Annotated in this window: 15 protein-coding genes, 1 tRNA gene and 1 pseudogene; 12 read left to right on the top strand and 5 right to left on the bottom strand. The window is 68.1% G+C overall.

Going from position 1 to position 13,519, the window contains the following annotated elements:
• Positions 1–45: 45 nt before the first annotated feature.
• The 5 genes from rnr (at position 46) to rpmG (ending at position 4,093) form a co-directional block, all read left to right on the top strand.
• A complete protein-coding gene (rnr, locus tag ACIDOCELLA78_RS99050; RefSeq protein WP_201727723.1) occupies positions 46–2,283 on the top strand; it encodes a ribonuclease R in 2,238 nt (745 codons plus the stop codon).
• Entirely contained in the window at positions 2,280–2,825 is a 546-nt protein-coding gene (locus tag ACIDOCELLA78_RS99055; RefSeq protein ID WP_249675025.1) for a hypothetical protein, read from the top strand. Before rnr ends, ACIDOCELLA78_RS99055 begins: the two co-directional genes overlap by 4 nt.
• Before the next feature lie 23 nt (positions 2,826–2,848).
• Complete coding sequence (locus tag ACIDOCELLA78_RS99060; RefSeq protein WP_283770807.1) at positions 2,849–3,460, top strand: S41 family peptidase; 612 nt, start codon at positions 2,849–2,851, stop codon at positions 3,458–3,460.
• Positions 3,357–3,809, top strand: a complete 453-nt coding sequence (locus tag ACIDOCELLA78_RS99065) for a S41 family peptidase (protein WP_283770808.1) — start codon at positions 3,357–3,359, stop codon at positions 3,807–3,809. The genes ACIDOCELLA78_RS99060 and ACIDOCELLA78_RS99065 overlap by 104 nt, the downstream gene beginning before the upstream one ends.
• A gap of 116 nt (positions 3,810–3,925) precedes the next feature.
• Entirely contained in the window at positions 3,926–4,093 is a 168-nt protein-coding gene (gene rpmG, locus ACIDOCELLA78_RS99070; protein ID WP_007424241.1) for a 50S ribosomal protein L33, read from the top strand.
• Between the two features lie 103 nt (positions 4,094–4,196).
• Here rpmG and lpxB read toward each other — a convergent pair whose 3' ends face one another.
• Genes lpxB through ACIDOCELLA78_RS99090 form a run of 4 tightly spaced genes read right to left on the bottom strand, consistent with a single transcriptional unit; the run spans position 4,197 to position 8,524 of the window.
• Positions 4,197–5,336 carry a lipid-A-disaccharide synthase gene (gene lpxB / locus ACIDOCELLA78_RS99075; RefSeq protein ID WP_201727724.1) on the bottom strand — a complete coding sequence of 380 codons (1,140 nt, stop codon included), beginning with the start codon at positions 5,334–5,336 and terminating at the stop codon, positions 4,197–4,199.
• The gene (locus ACIDOCELLA78_RS99080; protein WP_201727812.1) at positions 5,333–6,208 is read right to left on the bottom strand and encodes a carbon-nitrogen hydrolase family protein; all 876 of its coding nucleotides are present in this window, start codon (positions 6,206–6,208) and stop codon (positions 5,333–5,335) included. The genes lpxB and ACIDOCELLA78_RS99080 overlap by 4 nt, the downstream gene beginning before the upstream one ends.
• On the bottom strand, positions 6,205–6,855 hold the full coding sequence (locus tag ACIDOCELLA78_RS99085) for a GNAT family N-acetyltransferase (protein WP_249675028.1): 651 nt from the start codon (positions 6,853–6,855) through the stop codon (positions 6,205–6,207). Before ACIDOCELLA78_RS99085 ends, ACIDOCELLA78_RS99080 begins: the two co-directional genes overlap by 4 nt.
• Positions 6,815–8,524 (bottom strand): cytochrome c, encoded by a 1,710-nt coding sequence (locus ACIDOCELLA78_RS99090; RefSeq protein ID WP_249675030.1) that lies wholly within the window; start codon positions 8,522–8,524, stop codon positions 6,815–6,817. The genes ACIDOCELLA78_RS99085 and ACIDOCELLA78_RS99090 overlap by 41 nt, the downstream gene beginning before the upstream one ends.
• Before the next feature lie 185 nt (positions 8,525–8,709).
• Between ACIDOCELLA78_RS99090 and ACIDOCELLA78_RS99095 the strand changes: the two genes are divergently transcribed.
• The 5 genes from ACIDOCELLA78_RS99095 (at position 8,710) to ACIDOCELLA78_RS99115 (ending at position 11,186) form a co-directional block, all read left to right on the top strand.
• A tRNA-Lys gene (locus ACIDOCELLA78_RS99095) sits at positions 8,710–8,785 on the top strand.
• 98 nt (positions 8,786–8,883) lie between these two features.
• The gene (locus ACIDOCELLA78_RS99100) at positions 8,884–9,228 is read left to right on the top strand and encodes an SH3-like domain-containing protein (RefSeq protein ID WP_201727726.1); all 345 of its coding nucleotides are present in this window, start codon (positions 8,884–8,886) and stop codon (positions 9,226–9,228) included.
• Positions 9,225–9,509, top strand: a complete 285-nt coding sequence (locus ACIDOCELLA78_RS99105) for an SH3-like domain-containing protein (protein WP_201727727.1) — start codon at positions 9,225–9,227, stop codon at positions 9,507–9,509. Before ACIDOCELLA78_RS99100 ends, ACIDOCELLA78_RS99105 begins: the two co-directional genes overlap by 4 nt.
• Complete coding sequence (locus ACIDOCELLA78_RS99110; protein ID WP_201727728.1) at positions 9,506–10,099, top strand: nitrile hydratase subunit alpha; 594 nt, start codon at positions 9,506–9,508, stop codon at positions 10,097–10,099. Before ACIDOCELLA78_RS99105 ends, ACIDOCELLA78_RS99110 begins: the two co-directional genes overlap by 4 nt.
• Positions 10,100–10,121: 22 nt before the next feature.
• On the top strand, positions 10,122–11,186 hold the full coding sequence (locus ACIDOCELLA78_RS99115; RefSeq protein ID WP_201727729.1) for an oxidoreductase: 1,065 nt from the start codon (positions 10,122–10,124) through the stop codon (positions 11,184–11,186).
• Positions 11,187–11,286: 100 nt separating this feature from the next.
• Here ACIDOCELLA78_RS99115 and ACIDOCELLA78_RS99120 read toward each other — a convergent pair whose 3' ends face one another.
• Positions 11,287–11,733, bottom strand: a complete 447-nt coding sequence (locus tag ACIDOCELLA78_RS99120) for an Lrp/AsnC family transcriptional regulator (RefSeq protein ID WP_201727730.1) — start codon at positions 11,731–11,733, stop codon at positions 11,287–11,289.
• A gap of 115 nt (positions 11,734–11,848) precedes the next feature.
• On the opposite strand from ACIDOCELLA78_RS99120, the gene rocF reads away from it, so the two are divergent.
• Positions 11,849–12,817, top strand: coding sequence for an arginase (rocF, locus tag ACIDOCELLA78_RS99125; protein ID WP_249675038.1), 969 nt, complete (start codon positions 11,849–11,851; stop codon positions 12,815–12,817).
• Positions 12,814–13,461 (top strand): annotated as a pseudogene (locus ACIDOCELLA78_RS99130) (ornithine cyclodeaminase); the annotation flags it as partial. The gene rocF and the pseudogene ACIDOCELLA78_RS99130, both read left to right, overlap by 4 nt.
• Between the last annotated feature and the right edge of the window lie 58 nt (positions 13,462–13,519).

A 13,519-nucleotide genomic window follows, 5' to 3' on the forward strand; every position in this document is an offset into this window, starting at 1 on the left:
GGGTTCGGTCGGAAGGATCGTCGTGACGCGCCGACGCGGTTTCGCATGAGTCGGAAGCCGCCACGCCGTTCTGCCGAACTGCCGACCGAATCCGTGCTGCGCGAGTTCATCGCCGAAGCGGGAACGCGCTTGCGCAAGGGCGACATCGCCCGCGCGTTCGGCCTCGGCCCCGACCAGAAGCCGGCGCTGCGGGCGATGCTGCGGGCGCTGGAACGCGACGGCGTGCTGGTGCGTGCCGGCGGGCGGCAGGTGCGCGCGGCGGAGGCGCTGCCGGAACGCTGCGTCGTCGAAATCACCGGCACCGATCGCGACGGCGACCCGCTGGCCCGGCCGGTCGGCTGGGATCGGCCCGGCAAGCCGCCGATCATTTTCATGATGCCGGAGACGCGCGGCCATGCCGCGCTCGCGCCGGGCGCCCGCGTGCTGGCCCGGCTGCGGCGGATCGACGAAGACCGCTACGAGGGGCGCACGATCCGGCGCCTGGACGAGGAGCCGGCCAGCATCATTGGCGTGTTCCGCGCCGAGGGGGAGGGGGGATGGGTCGAGCCGGTCGACCGCAAGAGCCGCGCCGAATGGAAGGTGCCGCCGGGCGAGACCGCCGGCGCTGAAAGCGGCGACGTGGTGCGCGCCATGCCGCTGCCGGCTTTCGGCCACGGGCCGAAGCCGGCGCGGATCGCCGAGCATCTCGGCCGGATGGGCGATGCGCGCTCGATCAGCCTGATCGCCATCGCGGCGCTGGGCATTCCCGCCGATTTCCCGGAGACCGCGATCGACGAGGCGAAGCGCGCCCGCGGCGTTCGCCCCGGCCGGCGGACCGATCTGCGCGAGGTGCCGCTGGTGACGATCGACGGCGCCGATGCGCGCGACTTCGATGACGCCGTTTTCGCCGAACCCGCCGGGCCGGGGCATCGCATCGTCGTCGCGATCGCCGATGTCGCGCATTACGTTCGACCTGGTTCGGCGCTCGACCGCGAGGCGCTGAAGCGCGGCAACTCGGTCTATTTCCCCGACCGCGTGGTGCCGATGCTGCCCGAAGCGCTCTCCAACGGCTGGTGCAGCCTGCGCCCCGGCGAGGACAGGGGGTGCCTGTTCGTCGAGATGATCGTCGATTCCGAGGGCCGCAAGCTCAGCCACAAATTCGGCCGCGGCCTGATGCGCAGCTTCGCCCGCCTCACCTATGAGGAGGTGCAGGGCGCTTTCGAGGCCGGCTGGCAGGCCGACCTGCCGGAGGGGACGATCGGGCATCTCTATGCCGCCTATCGCACGCTGCTCGCCGCGCGGCAGGCCCGCGGCACGCTCGATCTCGATTTGCCGGAGCGCAAGATCACGCTCGACGAGGCCGGGCGGGTGACGGATGTGGCGCCGCGCCCGCGGCTCGACAGCCACCGGCTGATCGAGGAGTTCATGATCCTCGCGAATGTCGCGGCGGCGGAGGAGCTGGAGCGGCTGCGCCAGCCCTGCATGTATCGCGTGCATGCCCCGCCCTCGCCGGAAAAGCTCGATTCGCTGCGCAACCTGCTGGCGACGTTCGAGATTTCGCTCAAGCCCGGCGACCAGCTCCGCCCGCGCGACCTTGACCATGTGTTGCGGCTGGTTTCCGGCACCGATGCGGCGCCGCTGGTGAACGAGGCGGTGCTGCGCAGCCAGAGCCAGGCGGAATACGCGCCGGAGAATATCGGCCATTTCGGCCTCGCGCTGAACAGCTACGCGCATTTCACCTCGCCGATCCGCCGCTATGCCGATCTTCTGGTCCATCGCGCGCTGATCGCCGGGCTCAAGCTCGGCACCGACGGGCTGCGCCCCGAACACGCCGAGGGGTTCGAGACCATCGCGGCGGCGATCACCTCGACCGAGCGCCGCGCCACCGATGCCGAGCGGCAATCGGCCGATCGTTATCTCGCCGCCTATCTCGCCGACCGGATCGGCGAGGATTTCGGCGCGCGGATCAGCGGCGTGACGCGGTTCGGCCTGTTCGTCACCCTCGATGCGACGGGGGCGTCCGGCTTTGTGCCGATGGCGCTGCTGCCCGACGATTTCTGGCATTTCGACGAGGCCGACGGCACGCTGGCCGGCACTCGCTCGCGCGTGGTGTTCCGCCTCGCCGATCCGGTGGTGGTGCGGCTGCGCGAGGCCAAGCCGGTGACCGGCGGGCTGCTGTTCACCCTGATCGAAGGCGGCAGCGCGCCGGGCGAGGGAGGGGGGACGGGACGCCGCCCGCCGGCCCGCAAGGGCGGCAGGAAGCCCGGCCGCGCCCCGTCCAGGCAGAAACGCGGCCGCCGATGAGACGACGGCCGACGCACGCGCGCGCCCGACATTCCGGGGCGTGCCATGTCCGTCGGTCGAGAGTCGCGCGGCTGATCCGGCTCATCGTCGCGATGGTCTGCGTGGTGACGCCGGCACCGGGCGCGCGGGCGGATCAGCGCGGGTTCGACACCGCCCGTGTCGCGGCGGTGTGGGGCGCTGCGCTGGCCTTCATGGCGCCGCGAACGCTCGAGCCGCTGGGCATACCGCAGATGGCGGTGTGGGGGCTCTCGGGCATCACCGCGCTCGATCCCGACATCACGGTGCAGGAGCAATCCGGCAAGCTGGTGCTGTTCGGCCCGAATCGCGTGATCTACGCGACCCCGGCGCCACCGGCGGGTGACGCGGCGAAATGGGGCATGGCCTGTGCCGCGGTCGCGGCGCAGGCCTTCAGGGCGTCGTCCGCCATCGAGCGGGCCGGCACGGGCGGCATGATCCGCAGCTTTTTCGACGAGCTGTTCAATCATTTCGATCCGTATTCCCGCTATGTCGCCCCCGCGACGCGGCCGCCGAACGGGCGCTGAGGCTGGGCCGCGGCGGGGTCGGCATGAGCCTGGCGCGCCAGAACGGGCTTGTCGTGATCACCGGGGTCACACCTTCAAGCCCGGCCGACCGGGCCGGGGTCGCTCCCGGCATGCAGCTGCTCGCGATCGATGGGCGGGAGACGGCCGGTCAGCCCGTCGGCCAGTCGCAAATGGACCTCGCCGGTCCGATCGGCAGTACTGTCGATCTGACGATACGGCCGGGGAACAGCCTGCCGCAGACCATCACGCTGGACCGCGCCCTCGTGCCGACGCAGAGCGTCAGCGGCCAGATCGACGATGGGATCGGCTATATTCGCGTGGCGGGGTTCGATCACGGCACGGCGCAGCAATTCGCGGCCATGCTCGCGCATCTCGTGCAGGCGCAGCCGGCGCCGAAGGGAATCGTCATCGACCTGCGCGGCAATCGCGGCGGCGTGCTGCGTCAGTCGGTGCTCAGCCTGGACACGCTGCTGTCGCGGGGCACCATCATCCGCACGATCGGCCGGGACCCTGTCGCCAACAAGGTCTGGCATGCCGAGGGGGCCGATATCGCGCGGGTTTGCCGGTCGTCGTGCTGGTCGATGGCAGCACCGCAAGCGCCGCCGAGGTGTTCTCGCCGCGATCGCGGACAATGATCGCGGCGTCGTTCTGGGCAGCGCGACGCTTGGCAAGGGGCTGGTGCAGAGCGTCGCCGAATTGCCGGGCGGGGGAGAATTGTTCGTGACCTGGAGCCGGATGATCGCGCCGCGCGGCTGGCCGTTGCAGAGCCTCGGCGTGTTTCCGCAGGTGTGCACCAGCCTCGGCACCGACATGCTGGCGAATCAGATCGCGGCGCTGAGGCGCGGCGATGACCTTCTGCGCAAGCCGCTTGCCGAGACCCGCGCCTCGCGGGCGCCGATGCCGCTTGCCGAGGTGCTGGCGCTGCGCGAATCCTGCCCGGCGGCGATCGGGCGAGTGGCTATGAGCGGGCGGCCAGGGCGCTGATCGACGATCCGGCAGCCTATCGCGCCGCGTTGATCCGGCCGCTGCTCCCAGATATTCGCGCCGGGGGTTGACCGGGCGGGCAAGGTCGATCATATCGGCGCGATCGGAGAATACGCATGGCCAAGACGAACACTGTTCAGATCAAACTGGTTTCCACCGCCGACACCGGCTTCTTCTACGTGACGAAGAAGAACGCCAAGGCGCAGACGGGCAAGCTCGAGTTCCGGAAATATGATCCGGTCGCGCGCAAGCATGTCACGTTCAAGGAAGCGAAGATCAAGTAACTGGCTGCGGCGCTTTCGCGCTGCGGTGACCGGTGACGTGATATCGTGAAAGGCCCGGATCAGATCCGGGCCTTTTCCTGTTTTCGTGACGCGGGCCCGCCCGTCAGAGCAGCTCGAGCACACGCGCCGCCGCGGCTTCGCTGGGGGCGGATGCACCGGGGGCCGCGAGGGTTGCAAGCGCGGTCGCGAATCCGGCGCGCTGTGCCGCGGCCAGCGCCGGATTGCCAAGCAGCGAGCCGATTTCAGCCGCGAGCCGGTCGGGGGTGCATGTTTCCTGCAACAGTTCGGGAACCAGCGCGTCGGCGGCGAGCAGGTTGATCATCGCTGCGTGCTTCACCTTGACCAGTCGCCGGACCAGAAAGGCGCTGATCGGGTTGACCCGGTAGGTTACGGCCATCGGCACGCCGGCGAGGGCGAGTTCCAGCGTCGAGGTGCCGGATTTGGTCAGGGCGGCGGCGGCCGCGGCGAAGGCGTCGTATCGGTCGGCGATATCGGTGACGATGAGCGGCGGGCGCGACCAGCCGGCGGCCTCGGCCTGCAATTCGCCCGCCAGCGCCGGCGCCGCGGCGAGCACCGGCACGAGACCGGGAAACCGCGCGTGCAGACGTTCCACCGTCGCGCCGAAAACCGGCATCAGCCGGGATGTTTCGGTGCGGCGGCTGCCGGGCATGAGGATCAGCGGCCGCGCGGTTTCGGCAAGGTCGAACCGCGCGCGAAACCGCGCCGCATCGCCGGCGCCGGCGCCGGATTCGAGAACCGGATGGCCGACAAAGACCGGGTTCAACCCATGCGGCGCGAAGAAATCCGGCTCGAACGGGAGAAGACAAAGCAGCCTGTCCCACAGGCCGGGGAAATGCCGGACCCGCCCTTGTCGCCAGGCCCAGACCTGGGGGGCGACGTACTGCACGCGGCGCAGACCGAGCGGCGCGATCCGGCGCAGCAGGCGGAGCGTGAAGCCTGGACTGTCGATGGTGACGACGATATCCGGCCGCCTCGCTTCGATATCCGCCACGGCCTGATCGAGACGCCGGCGCAGCCGGACGATCTTGGGCAGCACCTCGGCAAGCCCCATGAGCGCCAGTTCCTGCATCGGGAACAGGGACGCGACGCCCTGCTCCGCCATCCGCGCGCCGCCGATGCCGGCGACCTCGATGTTGCCGGCCTGCGCGCGCATCGCGGCGATCAGCCGCGCGCCCAGCACATCGCCGCTCGCTTCGCCGGCAACGACGTAGATCCGCGTCATGTCAGCCGGACGACCGGGGCGGGCGCCGGATCGTCCGGCCAGTCGGTCCGGTTTCGGACCGCGGGGTCGGCGCGCGTTTCCGCGAGGCGGGCGGGATCGAGCGTCGCGAAGAGCAGGTCCGGCGCATCCAGCGCGCCGCGGGCGAGCAGCCCATCCTCGGGGAACCCGCGATCAACCGGCCCGAAAACGCAGGCGTAACCGCGATTTTCATCGAGAGCGGCCGACCAGGAGGCGGTCCCGGTGGTTGGGGCAACGGCGGTAAAGCACTGATTCTCCAGCGCCCGCGCGCGAGCCGACAGGCGCACCCGGTTGAAGCCGTGCAGCGAGTCGGTGCAGGCCGGCACCAGGATCGTCTCCGCGCCGGCCAGCACTTGCGCGCGCGTCAGTTGCGGGAACTCGGAATCGTAACAGATGGCGATGCCAAGCCGGCCGAAATCGGTCTCGAATACGGAGGGGGAGGCGCCTGGCGCGATCCCCCAGCGTTCGGATTCGAAGCGCGTCATGACCCGCTTGTCCTGGAAGGCCATGCGGCCGTTCCCGTCGATCAGTGGCGCCCTGTTGCGGATCTTGCCGTCGACGCCGCGCATCGGCACCGAGCCGGGCAGGAACAACAGGCCGTGCGCGCGGGCGAGGGCGCGGAACCCGGCCACCAGCGCCTCGGCGCGGCTGACCACGGCATCCAGCTCGGCCGCAACGTCCGGCGCCGCGACAAAGGCGCCGGCGAGCGCCATCGAGGCGTATTCCGGCAGAACGAGCAGATCGGCGCCGCCGGCTTTCGCGTCGTGAACGAGGCGCTCGACCGCCGAGAGAAAATCATCGAGACCCTGCGGGCGGCGGATCGGGAAGGGGGAGAGGGCGAGCCGCATGGTCAGGCGCCGCCCAGTGGCTTCATCCACACTTGCAGCCGGTTTTCCACCTCGCCCGCGCCGCCGCGCTCGCGCCAGCGCATCCTGCAGACGAGATCGGGCACCGGCGCATATCCGCGCTTGCGCCAGAACGCGTCGAGCGTGGTGGCGTCCGCCGGGCGGCGCCGATCGGCCTCGTCGCGGATCACGGCGCAGAAGGCGGCGTAAGCGGCGTCGGAAACCGACCGCGCATGCGCCTCGCGCTCACGGAAGAAGCCGACGCCGATGCCCCGGCCGCGATAGGCCGGCAGCAGCACCGACTCGCCGAAATAGAAGACCGAGGCGGGGTCGATCCCGGCAGCGCGGAAGGGCGCCTGCATCGGCTCGTCCTCGTCGGAGAGCGGCAGGCAGGTGGAGGCGCCGACGATGGTCTCGCCATCGCTCGCGATCACGATCGCGGCGCGCTCGCTCGCGGCGTAGGTCGCGACATAATCGCGTTCATAGGCCTCGTCGCCGTCGTAAAGATAGGGCCAGGCGCGGAAGACCTCGATCCGCAGGCGCGCGAGCGCCGCGAGATGCGGCAGGATTGCCGCACCCCGGAGGGTTCGGGTGGGAAGCGGCGGTCGGATGGCCTCAGCTCCCCTTGTGCGCGGCCGTGTCGATCTTCGCCGCATCGGCGAGGAACCGTTTCAGCGCCGCCTTTTTCTGCGACAGCGACAGCCCGCTCTCCTGCGCGACCACCGGACAATACGCCGTCATCAGGAATTCCGACATGCGCTGCGCGCTGATGCCCGGATAGGCCTTGCGGATCGCGGCGATCAGCAGGCGGGTGCGGTTGCCGAGGGTGGCGGGGGTCGCGCCCTGCATCATGTCCATCACGCCGTGGCCGGGAGACACCAGATCCGGCGTCAGCAGCGGGCAGTTCATCTTGCGCGCGGCGGCGGAGGCGATCGGCGGAAGGTCGAGATAGTCGGCATCCGCCAGAGCGATGTCGTGTGGCGGCGCCGAGTCGCGGATCGCCAGCACCTTGGCGGCGTTGGCATCGGTAACACCCTTGTTGCCCCAGGCGGTGCGGACGTAATTCGCGATCGCGGCGATCTGGGCGTCATTCAGGATCGATCCGAAGGCGGGCATCGCGGGGCCGTTGACGTGCCAGGGAATCATGCCGCCGAGGACGACGCCGATCACGTTGTCGGACGGTCCGTTGGTGACGGAATCGTTGCCCGCGAGGTTGGGGAAGACATCCTTCACGCCCTTGCCGTCCGCCTGGTGGCAGGCGGCGCAGTTTTGATCGTAGAGCGTCTTGCCCTGGGCGAGCTCGCCGGGGGCGAGCGCCACCTTCCTCACCGGGTTCTCGCGCGGCGGCGTCGCTGTCTGGAGGTAGGCGGCGAGATCGTCGATATCCTGACGCGGTAGCTGGCTCAGGCTGTAATTCACGACCGACTGCATCGGCCCGAATGCCGAGCCACGGTTCATGTTGCCGCCCTCATGCAGGTAATCGACCAGGTCGCTGCGGCTCCAGCCGCCGACGCCGTAGGGTTTCGAGGAGGAGATGTTCGGCGCATACCAGGGTTCGCCGAGGATCTGCGCGCCGGCCAGCGTGTCTCCGGACTTGATGGCGAAGAGCAGGTTGCGCGGCGAATGGCACTCGCTGCAATGGCCGAGCGCTTCGGCGAGATAGGCGCCCTTGCGCACCGCGGGCGACCAGTCCTTCCTGTAGTGGACCGGCGCGGTGCTGAAGAACATGATCCGCCAGCCGAGCAGCATCGCCCGGATGTTGAACGGAAAACCGAGCCTGTTCGGCACATGCGGCGCATCGACCGCCGGGATCGCGTCGAGATAGGCCTTGATGGCTGTCACGTCCGGCTTCGTCAGCTTGGCGTAGGACGTGTAGGGCATCGCCGGGTAGAGATATTTCGGAAACACGCCGAGCGAGCTGCCGGGTGAAATGCCGTAATGCAGGGCATCGTAGAACTGCGCTTGCGTCCACTTGCCGATTCCGGTGGCTTTCGCGGGCGTGATGTTCGGTGAATAGATCGTGCCGAAGGGGGTTACGAAGGACAGCCCGCCCGAAAAGGGCTTCGCGCCGGGGGCCGTGTGACAGGGCATGCAGTCGGCCGCGGCGGTGAGATATTCTCCGCGCTGCACTTCGGCGATCTGCGCCTGGCTCATCCCGCTGGTATTCGGTTTCGGCATGGCAGGAAACGCTCCCGGCGGCGCCGCGGTCGGGGCGGGAACATAGCCGCCGGAACCCTGGCCGAAGGCGGCCTCGACGCCGAACACGCCAGCCAGCACAGCGATCATCGTTGCTGCGGTCCAGAGCGGGGCGCGTCGGAAAGTCATTTTCCTTGAGTGCGGCATCGGATTCTACCTGTTCTGTGCATTGCGGGAGCCTGCATGGCCGATCCTGTTTCTAATTCGCCATATCCGCCGATTGATCAAGTGGTGGATCGGCCTCTTCACAGACCGGGCCGATCTTGCTAGACGGCCTCTGTCGACGCGGTGCGACGCGGACGATCATGTGTGATGGGCGCATAGCTCAGTTGGTAGAGCAGCTGACTCTTAATCAGCGGGTCCAAGGTTCGAGTCCTTGTGCGCCCACCATCCCACTCGAAATCGTGTTCAGGCTGATCCGCGGCGCGGCGTGCGGTCAGGCCGCGGTGGTGGCTTGTGCTGCGGTGGTCCTGCGCTAGACTGTTTCCATGACCGAGGACAGCGAAACATCGACGAGCGGGCGGTTGCCGGAAAACCGGCCACGGGCGCATCACGATCTGGGCGGTGTTTCGGCGTTCATGTGCTCCGGCGTCGATACCGAGCCTCATGTGCTGACCGATTTCGATCGCGAGGTCGATGCGCTGCGGCAGTTGCTCAGCCTGAAGGGGTTGATGAGCGTCGATGAACTGCGCCGCGGGATCGAGGCGATTCCCGAACCGGAGTATCACGCTCTGGGGTATTATCAGCGCTGGATCCGCTCGATCGCCGATAATCTGCTGCGGCGCGGCGTCGTCACCGAGGCGGAGTTGCGCCGCGCCCTGGCGGCGGCATGAGCCTGTTCTCCGCCGGCGACCCTGTTCGCGTGCGGGATGACTGGCCGGAGACAGGCGGGGCCGTGCACATACGCACGCCGCACTACGTTCGCGGCATGCCGGGTGAGATCCGCGCCTATCTCGGGCGGTTTCCCAATCCGGAGGATCTGGCCTTCGCCCGGCCGGCGCGCGACCTCGCGCTTTACCATGTCGCCTTTCCGCGGCAGGCGATATGGCCCGAGGGGCAGGGAGACGACGAGATCCTCATCGAGATTTACGAAACCTGGCTGGAGAGAGCATGAGCGCGCCGGACGACCTGCTGCGCGTTTCCGCCGAGCGGCTTCTCGTCGCCATCCGCGATATCCTGGCGGAGAAATCCATCGTTTCGCCGGCCGAGATCGCCGACCGGATCGCGATTACCGAGGCGGCGAGCCCGGCCCAGGGGGGGGGCATCGTCGCGCGCGCCTGGGTTGATCCCCTGTTCCGCCAGCGCCTTCTCGGGGACGGAACCCGTGCGGTGGAGGAGCTGGGGGTGGTCATGCGGGGCGCGCCGCCGCTCGGCGTCGTCGAGAACGACGGGTCGGTGCATCATCTCGTCGTCTGCACGCTGTGCAGCTGCTACCCGCGGGCGGTTCTGGGCTATCCGCCGTTCTGGTTCAAGTCGGCGTCCTACCGCGCCCGCGCCGTGCGCGATCCGCGCGGGTTGCTGGCGGAATGGGGGACGATCGTTCCGGCCGGCGTGAAGCTTCGCATTGTCGACTCCACGGCCGATTACCGGTGGATGGTTCTGCCGCGGCGCCCTGAAGGAACCGATGGCTGGGACGAGGAGAGGCTGGCGTCGATCGTCACGGCGGGTGACATGATCGGCGTCACGATCCCGAAGATCGCATGAGGTCCGGCACCCGGTCGGGCACATGATGGCGGGAGGTGGCGAAATTCGTGTCGGCCTGATCGGCTATGGCTATGCCGGCCGCACATTCCACGCGCCGCTGATATCGGCAACCGGGGGCTATCGGCTGACCGCGATCGCCTCGCGCGATGCGGCGAGGGTTCACGCCGATCTGCCAGGCCTGGCGGTGGAGGCCGACCCGCTCGCGCTGATCAATCGCGACGACATCGATCTGGTCGTTCTGGCCTCGCCCAACGAGACGCATCGTCCTCTCGCCGAAGCGGCGCTGGCGAGCGGGAAACACGTTGTTGTCGACAAGCCCTTCACGCTGGACCTCGCGGACGCGCGCGCCGTCGTCGCGGCCGCGCGGCGTGCCGGCCGGATTGTTTCCGTTTTCCAGAACCGGCGCTGGGACAGCGATTTTCTGGCGGTTCGCAAGGCCATCGCGGATGGGCTGATCGGCGAAGTCCGCCATTTCGAATCCCATATCGACCGGTTCCGTCCGCAGGTGCGGCCGCGCTGGCGGGAGCAGGCCGTTCCGGGGGCCGGATTATGGCTCGATCTCGGCCCTCATCTCGTCGATCAGGCGCTTTGCCTTTTCGGGATGCCGCACCGCGTGCAGGCCAATTTCGCCGCCCAGCGGAAGGGCGCCGTGGTTGAGGACTGGGTGCATGTGATTCTCGATTATGGCCCGCGGCGGGTGATTCTGCATGCCGGAATGCTGGCGTGCGGCGGCGGGCACCGCTTCGTCGCGCATGGCGACAAGGGAACGCTGGTCAAACGTTTCGCCGATATCCAGGAAGACCAGCTGCGGGCAGGCATGCGGCCGGGGGCGACAGGATGGGGCGAAGATCCCGATGCCATGCTGCATTTCGACCCATCCGGCACGATTCGGGACATTCCCGTTCCGGCCGGAGATCATCGCAGGTATTACGCCGAACTGCGCGACGCTTTGCCCGGCGGCGGCGATGGCCCGGTGCCGCCGGGCGCTGCGCTGGCGGTGATGGCCGTGATCGAGGCCGCGTCACGCTCGTCGCGCAGTGGAAGCGCGGTTGTTCCTCATATCGACGGGCCGGACAAGGCGGACTGAGCGGGCGAGGTTCGCACTGCGGTGACCGCCCCGGCGCGCGGCCGGGCATCGCAGCGGGATATCCGGCGCGTCGAGCTTCCGGCGCTGGATGGATGATGCTCTAAAGCCTCGCCCGCGCGCTGCGCGGGGTGGCGAGGAGCAGGTTGGTTTCGCTGCCGGTTATGCCGGGGATCAGCCTGATCCGCCGCAGAGTCGCGTCGAGATCGGCGAGGCTTGGGGCGGCGAGTTCGACGATGAGATCCCATTTGCCGTTCGTGGTGTGGATCTCGATGATTTCGGGAAAGCCGCCGAGGGCGCGGACGACCTGGTCCGCGGCGCGCCCCTCGACCTCGATCAGCATGATCCCCCGCACGGGGGCCGCGACCGTATCGGCACGCAGCACGACCGTGTAGCCGATGATCACCCCGCCACGCTCCAGCCGTTCGATCCGGGCGCGAACCGTGGCGCGCGAGACGCCCAGCGCGAGGGCGAGGTCGGAAATGCTTCGCCTGCCATTGTGGCGCAACAGGGTGATGAGTCTGTCATCGAGAGAGACGGGCTGTTCCATGGAGGGGTTCCGCATTCTGATCAAAAATATCAGGCAAACTGGCAAAACAGGTAGTCATTTTTATCAATAATTCGGCTCACCTCCGCCATCGTTCCGTAGTTCCCTTGGAGGATGGATGCAGATTGATCGCGGGGGTGTGATGGCGCAGCAAAAGCGATGCCGGCTGATTGGCGCCCCGGTTCAGGACGGGGCGGGACGACCTGGCTGCGATATGGGGCCAAGCGCCTTCCGGGCGGCCGGGATCGCCAGGGCGATCGCCGAACTCGGCCATGCCGTGGAGGATCTGGGCAATGTCGCCCCTGCGCCGGCCCGGCCGGCGCCTCATGGCAATCGCGCGATCCGGGAGTTGCCGGCGGTTGTGGGCTGGACGTCGGCCCTGGCCGATGCGGCCTATGCCGCGTTCGATTCGCCCGATGTGTTTCCGGTTTGCCTCGGCGGCGATCACAGCCTTGCCGCGGGATCGCTGACCGGGCTTTGCCGCAGGGTGACGGAGTGGCGGAAGACGTTTTTCGTGCTGTGGCTGGATGCCCACCCGGACCTGCATACTCTGGAGACGACCAGAAGCGGCAACTTGCACGGCGTGCCGATGGCCTATGCGACCGGGCAGCCGGGGTTCGAGGGGTTCTTCCCGCCGCAGCCGGCCATCGTCGACCCCGCGAATGTCTGCATGCTCGGCATCCGCAGCGTCGATCCGGCGGAGCGGCGGGTGATCGAATCTGCCGGCATGACCGTTCACGATATGCGGGCGATCGACGAGCACGGCATTGCGCCATTGCTCCGCGCGTTTCTGGGGCGGGTGGCGGCGGCGGGCGGGCACCTGCATGTGAGTCTCGATGTCGATTTTCTCGACCCCGGGATTGCGCCGGGCGTGGGGACGACGGTGCCTGGCGGGGCGACGGTCCGCGAGGCGCATCTCGTCATGGAAATGCTGCATGACTGCGGCCTCGTCGGCAGTGTCGATCTCGTCGAACTCAACCCGTTCCTCGATGAACGCGGACGCACCGCCGTTCTGATGGTTGACCTGCTCGCCAGCCTTCTCGGCCGGCGGGTGCTGGATACCCCGACAAGGAGTTACGCCGGATGAATCCGAGATTGAACATCGTGCCGTTCGTGAATGTCGACAACATGATGAAGCTGGTGCTGCGCCACGGCGTTGAACAGTTCATCACCGGGCTGGCCGCTCAGATCGAGGATGATTTCCGACGCTGGCCGAGCTTCGACAAGACCCCCCGCGTCGCATCGCACAGTCCCGAGGGGGTGATTGAACTGATGCCCACCAGCGATGGCCGGACCTACGGGTTCAAATACGTCAACGGCCATCCGAAGAACATGCGCGAGGGGCGGCAGACGGTCACCGCTTTCGGGGTTCTCGCCGATGTCGGGACCGGTTATCCCGTTCTGCTTTCGGAAATGACACTCCTCACGGCGCTGCGGACCGCGGCGACCTCCGCGGTCGCGGCAAGGCGGCTCGCCCCGCGGGACGCCCGATGCATGGCCATTATCGGCAATGGCGCGCAGTCGGAATTTCAGGCGATCGCGTTCCGCAGCCTGCTTGGACTCCGCCAGCTCCGGCTGTTCGACATCGATGCGGCCGCGACGCGCAAATGCATGCGCAACCTGTCTGGATTCGATATCGACGTAACGCCCTGCCGGTCGGCGGAAGAGGCGGTGTCCGGCGCGGATATCATCACAACGGTCACGGCGGACAAGCAATACGCCACGATTCTGAGAGCCGGACCGAAAAAGATAGTTGAGCGATTTCAGTAAGTTGTGATTCAGTTCGTTT

This window comes from Acidocella sp. C78 (assembly GCF_907164655.1).

Excerpts from the sequence above, each read along its gene's own strand:
- ACIDOCELLA78_RS99120 (WP_201727730.1), bottom strand. The coding sequence starts at position 11,733 with ATGGAACAGCCCGTCTCTCTCGATGACAGACTCATCACCCTGTTGCGC.
- ACIDOCELLA78_RS99100 (WP_201727726.1), top strand. The coding sequence starts at position 8,884 with ATGACCGAGGACAGCGAAACATCGACGAGCGGGCGGTTGCCGGAAAAC.
- ACIDOCELLA78_RS99090 (WP_249675030.1), bottom strand. The coding sequence starts at position 8,524 with ATGACTTTCCGACGCGCCCCGCTCTGGACCGCAGCAACGATGATCGCT.
- lpxB (WP_201727724.1), bottom strand. The coding sequence starts at position 5,336 with ATGACGCGGATCTACGTCGTTGCCGGCGAAGCGAGCGGCGATGTGCTG.
- ACIDOCELLA78_RS99085 (WP_249675028.1), bottom strand. The coding sequence starts at position 6,855 with ATGCGGCGAAGATCGACACGGCCGCGCACAAGGGGAGCTGAGGCCATC.
- ACIDOCELLA78_RS99105 (WP_201727727.1), top strand. The coding sequence starts at position 9,225 with ATGAGCCTGTTCTCCGCCGGCGACCCTGTTCGCGTGCGGGATGACTGG.
- rnr (WP_201727723.1), top strand. The coding sequence starts at position 46 with ATGAGTCGGAAGCCGCCACGCCGTTCTGCCGAACTGCCGACCGAATCC.
- rpmG (WP_007424241.1), top strand. The coding sequence starts at position 3,926 with ATGGCCAAGACGAACACTGTTCAGATCAAACTGGTTTCCACCGCCGAC.
- rocF (WP_249675038.1), top strand. The coding sequence starts at position 11,849 with ATGCAGATTGATCGCGGGGGTGTGATGGCGCAGCAAAAGCGATGCCGG.
- ACIDOCELLA78_RS99060 (WP_283770807.1), top strand. The coding sequence starts at position 2,849 with ATGAGCCTGGCGCGCCAGAACGGGCTTGTCGTGATCACCGGGGTCACA.
- ACIDOCELLA78_RS99110 (WP_201727728.1), top strand. The coding sequence starts at position 9,506 with ATGAGCGCGCCGGACGACCTGCTGCGCGTTTCCGCCGAGCGGCTTCTC.
- ACIDOCELLA78_RS99065 (WP_283770808.1), top strand. The coding sequence starts at position 3,357 with ATGCCGAGGGGGCCGATATCGCGCGGGTTTGCCGGTCGTCGTGCTGGT.
- ACIDOCELLA78_RS99055 (WP_249675025.1), top strand. The coding sequence starts at position 2,280 with ATGAGACGACGGCCGACGCACGCGCGCGCCCGACATTCCGGGGCGTGC.
- ACIDOCELLA78_RS99115 (WP_201727729.1), top strand. The coding sequence starts at position 10,122 with ATGATGGCGGGAGGTGGCGAAATTCGTGTCGGCCTGATCGGCTATGGC.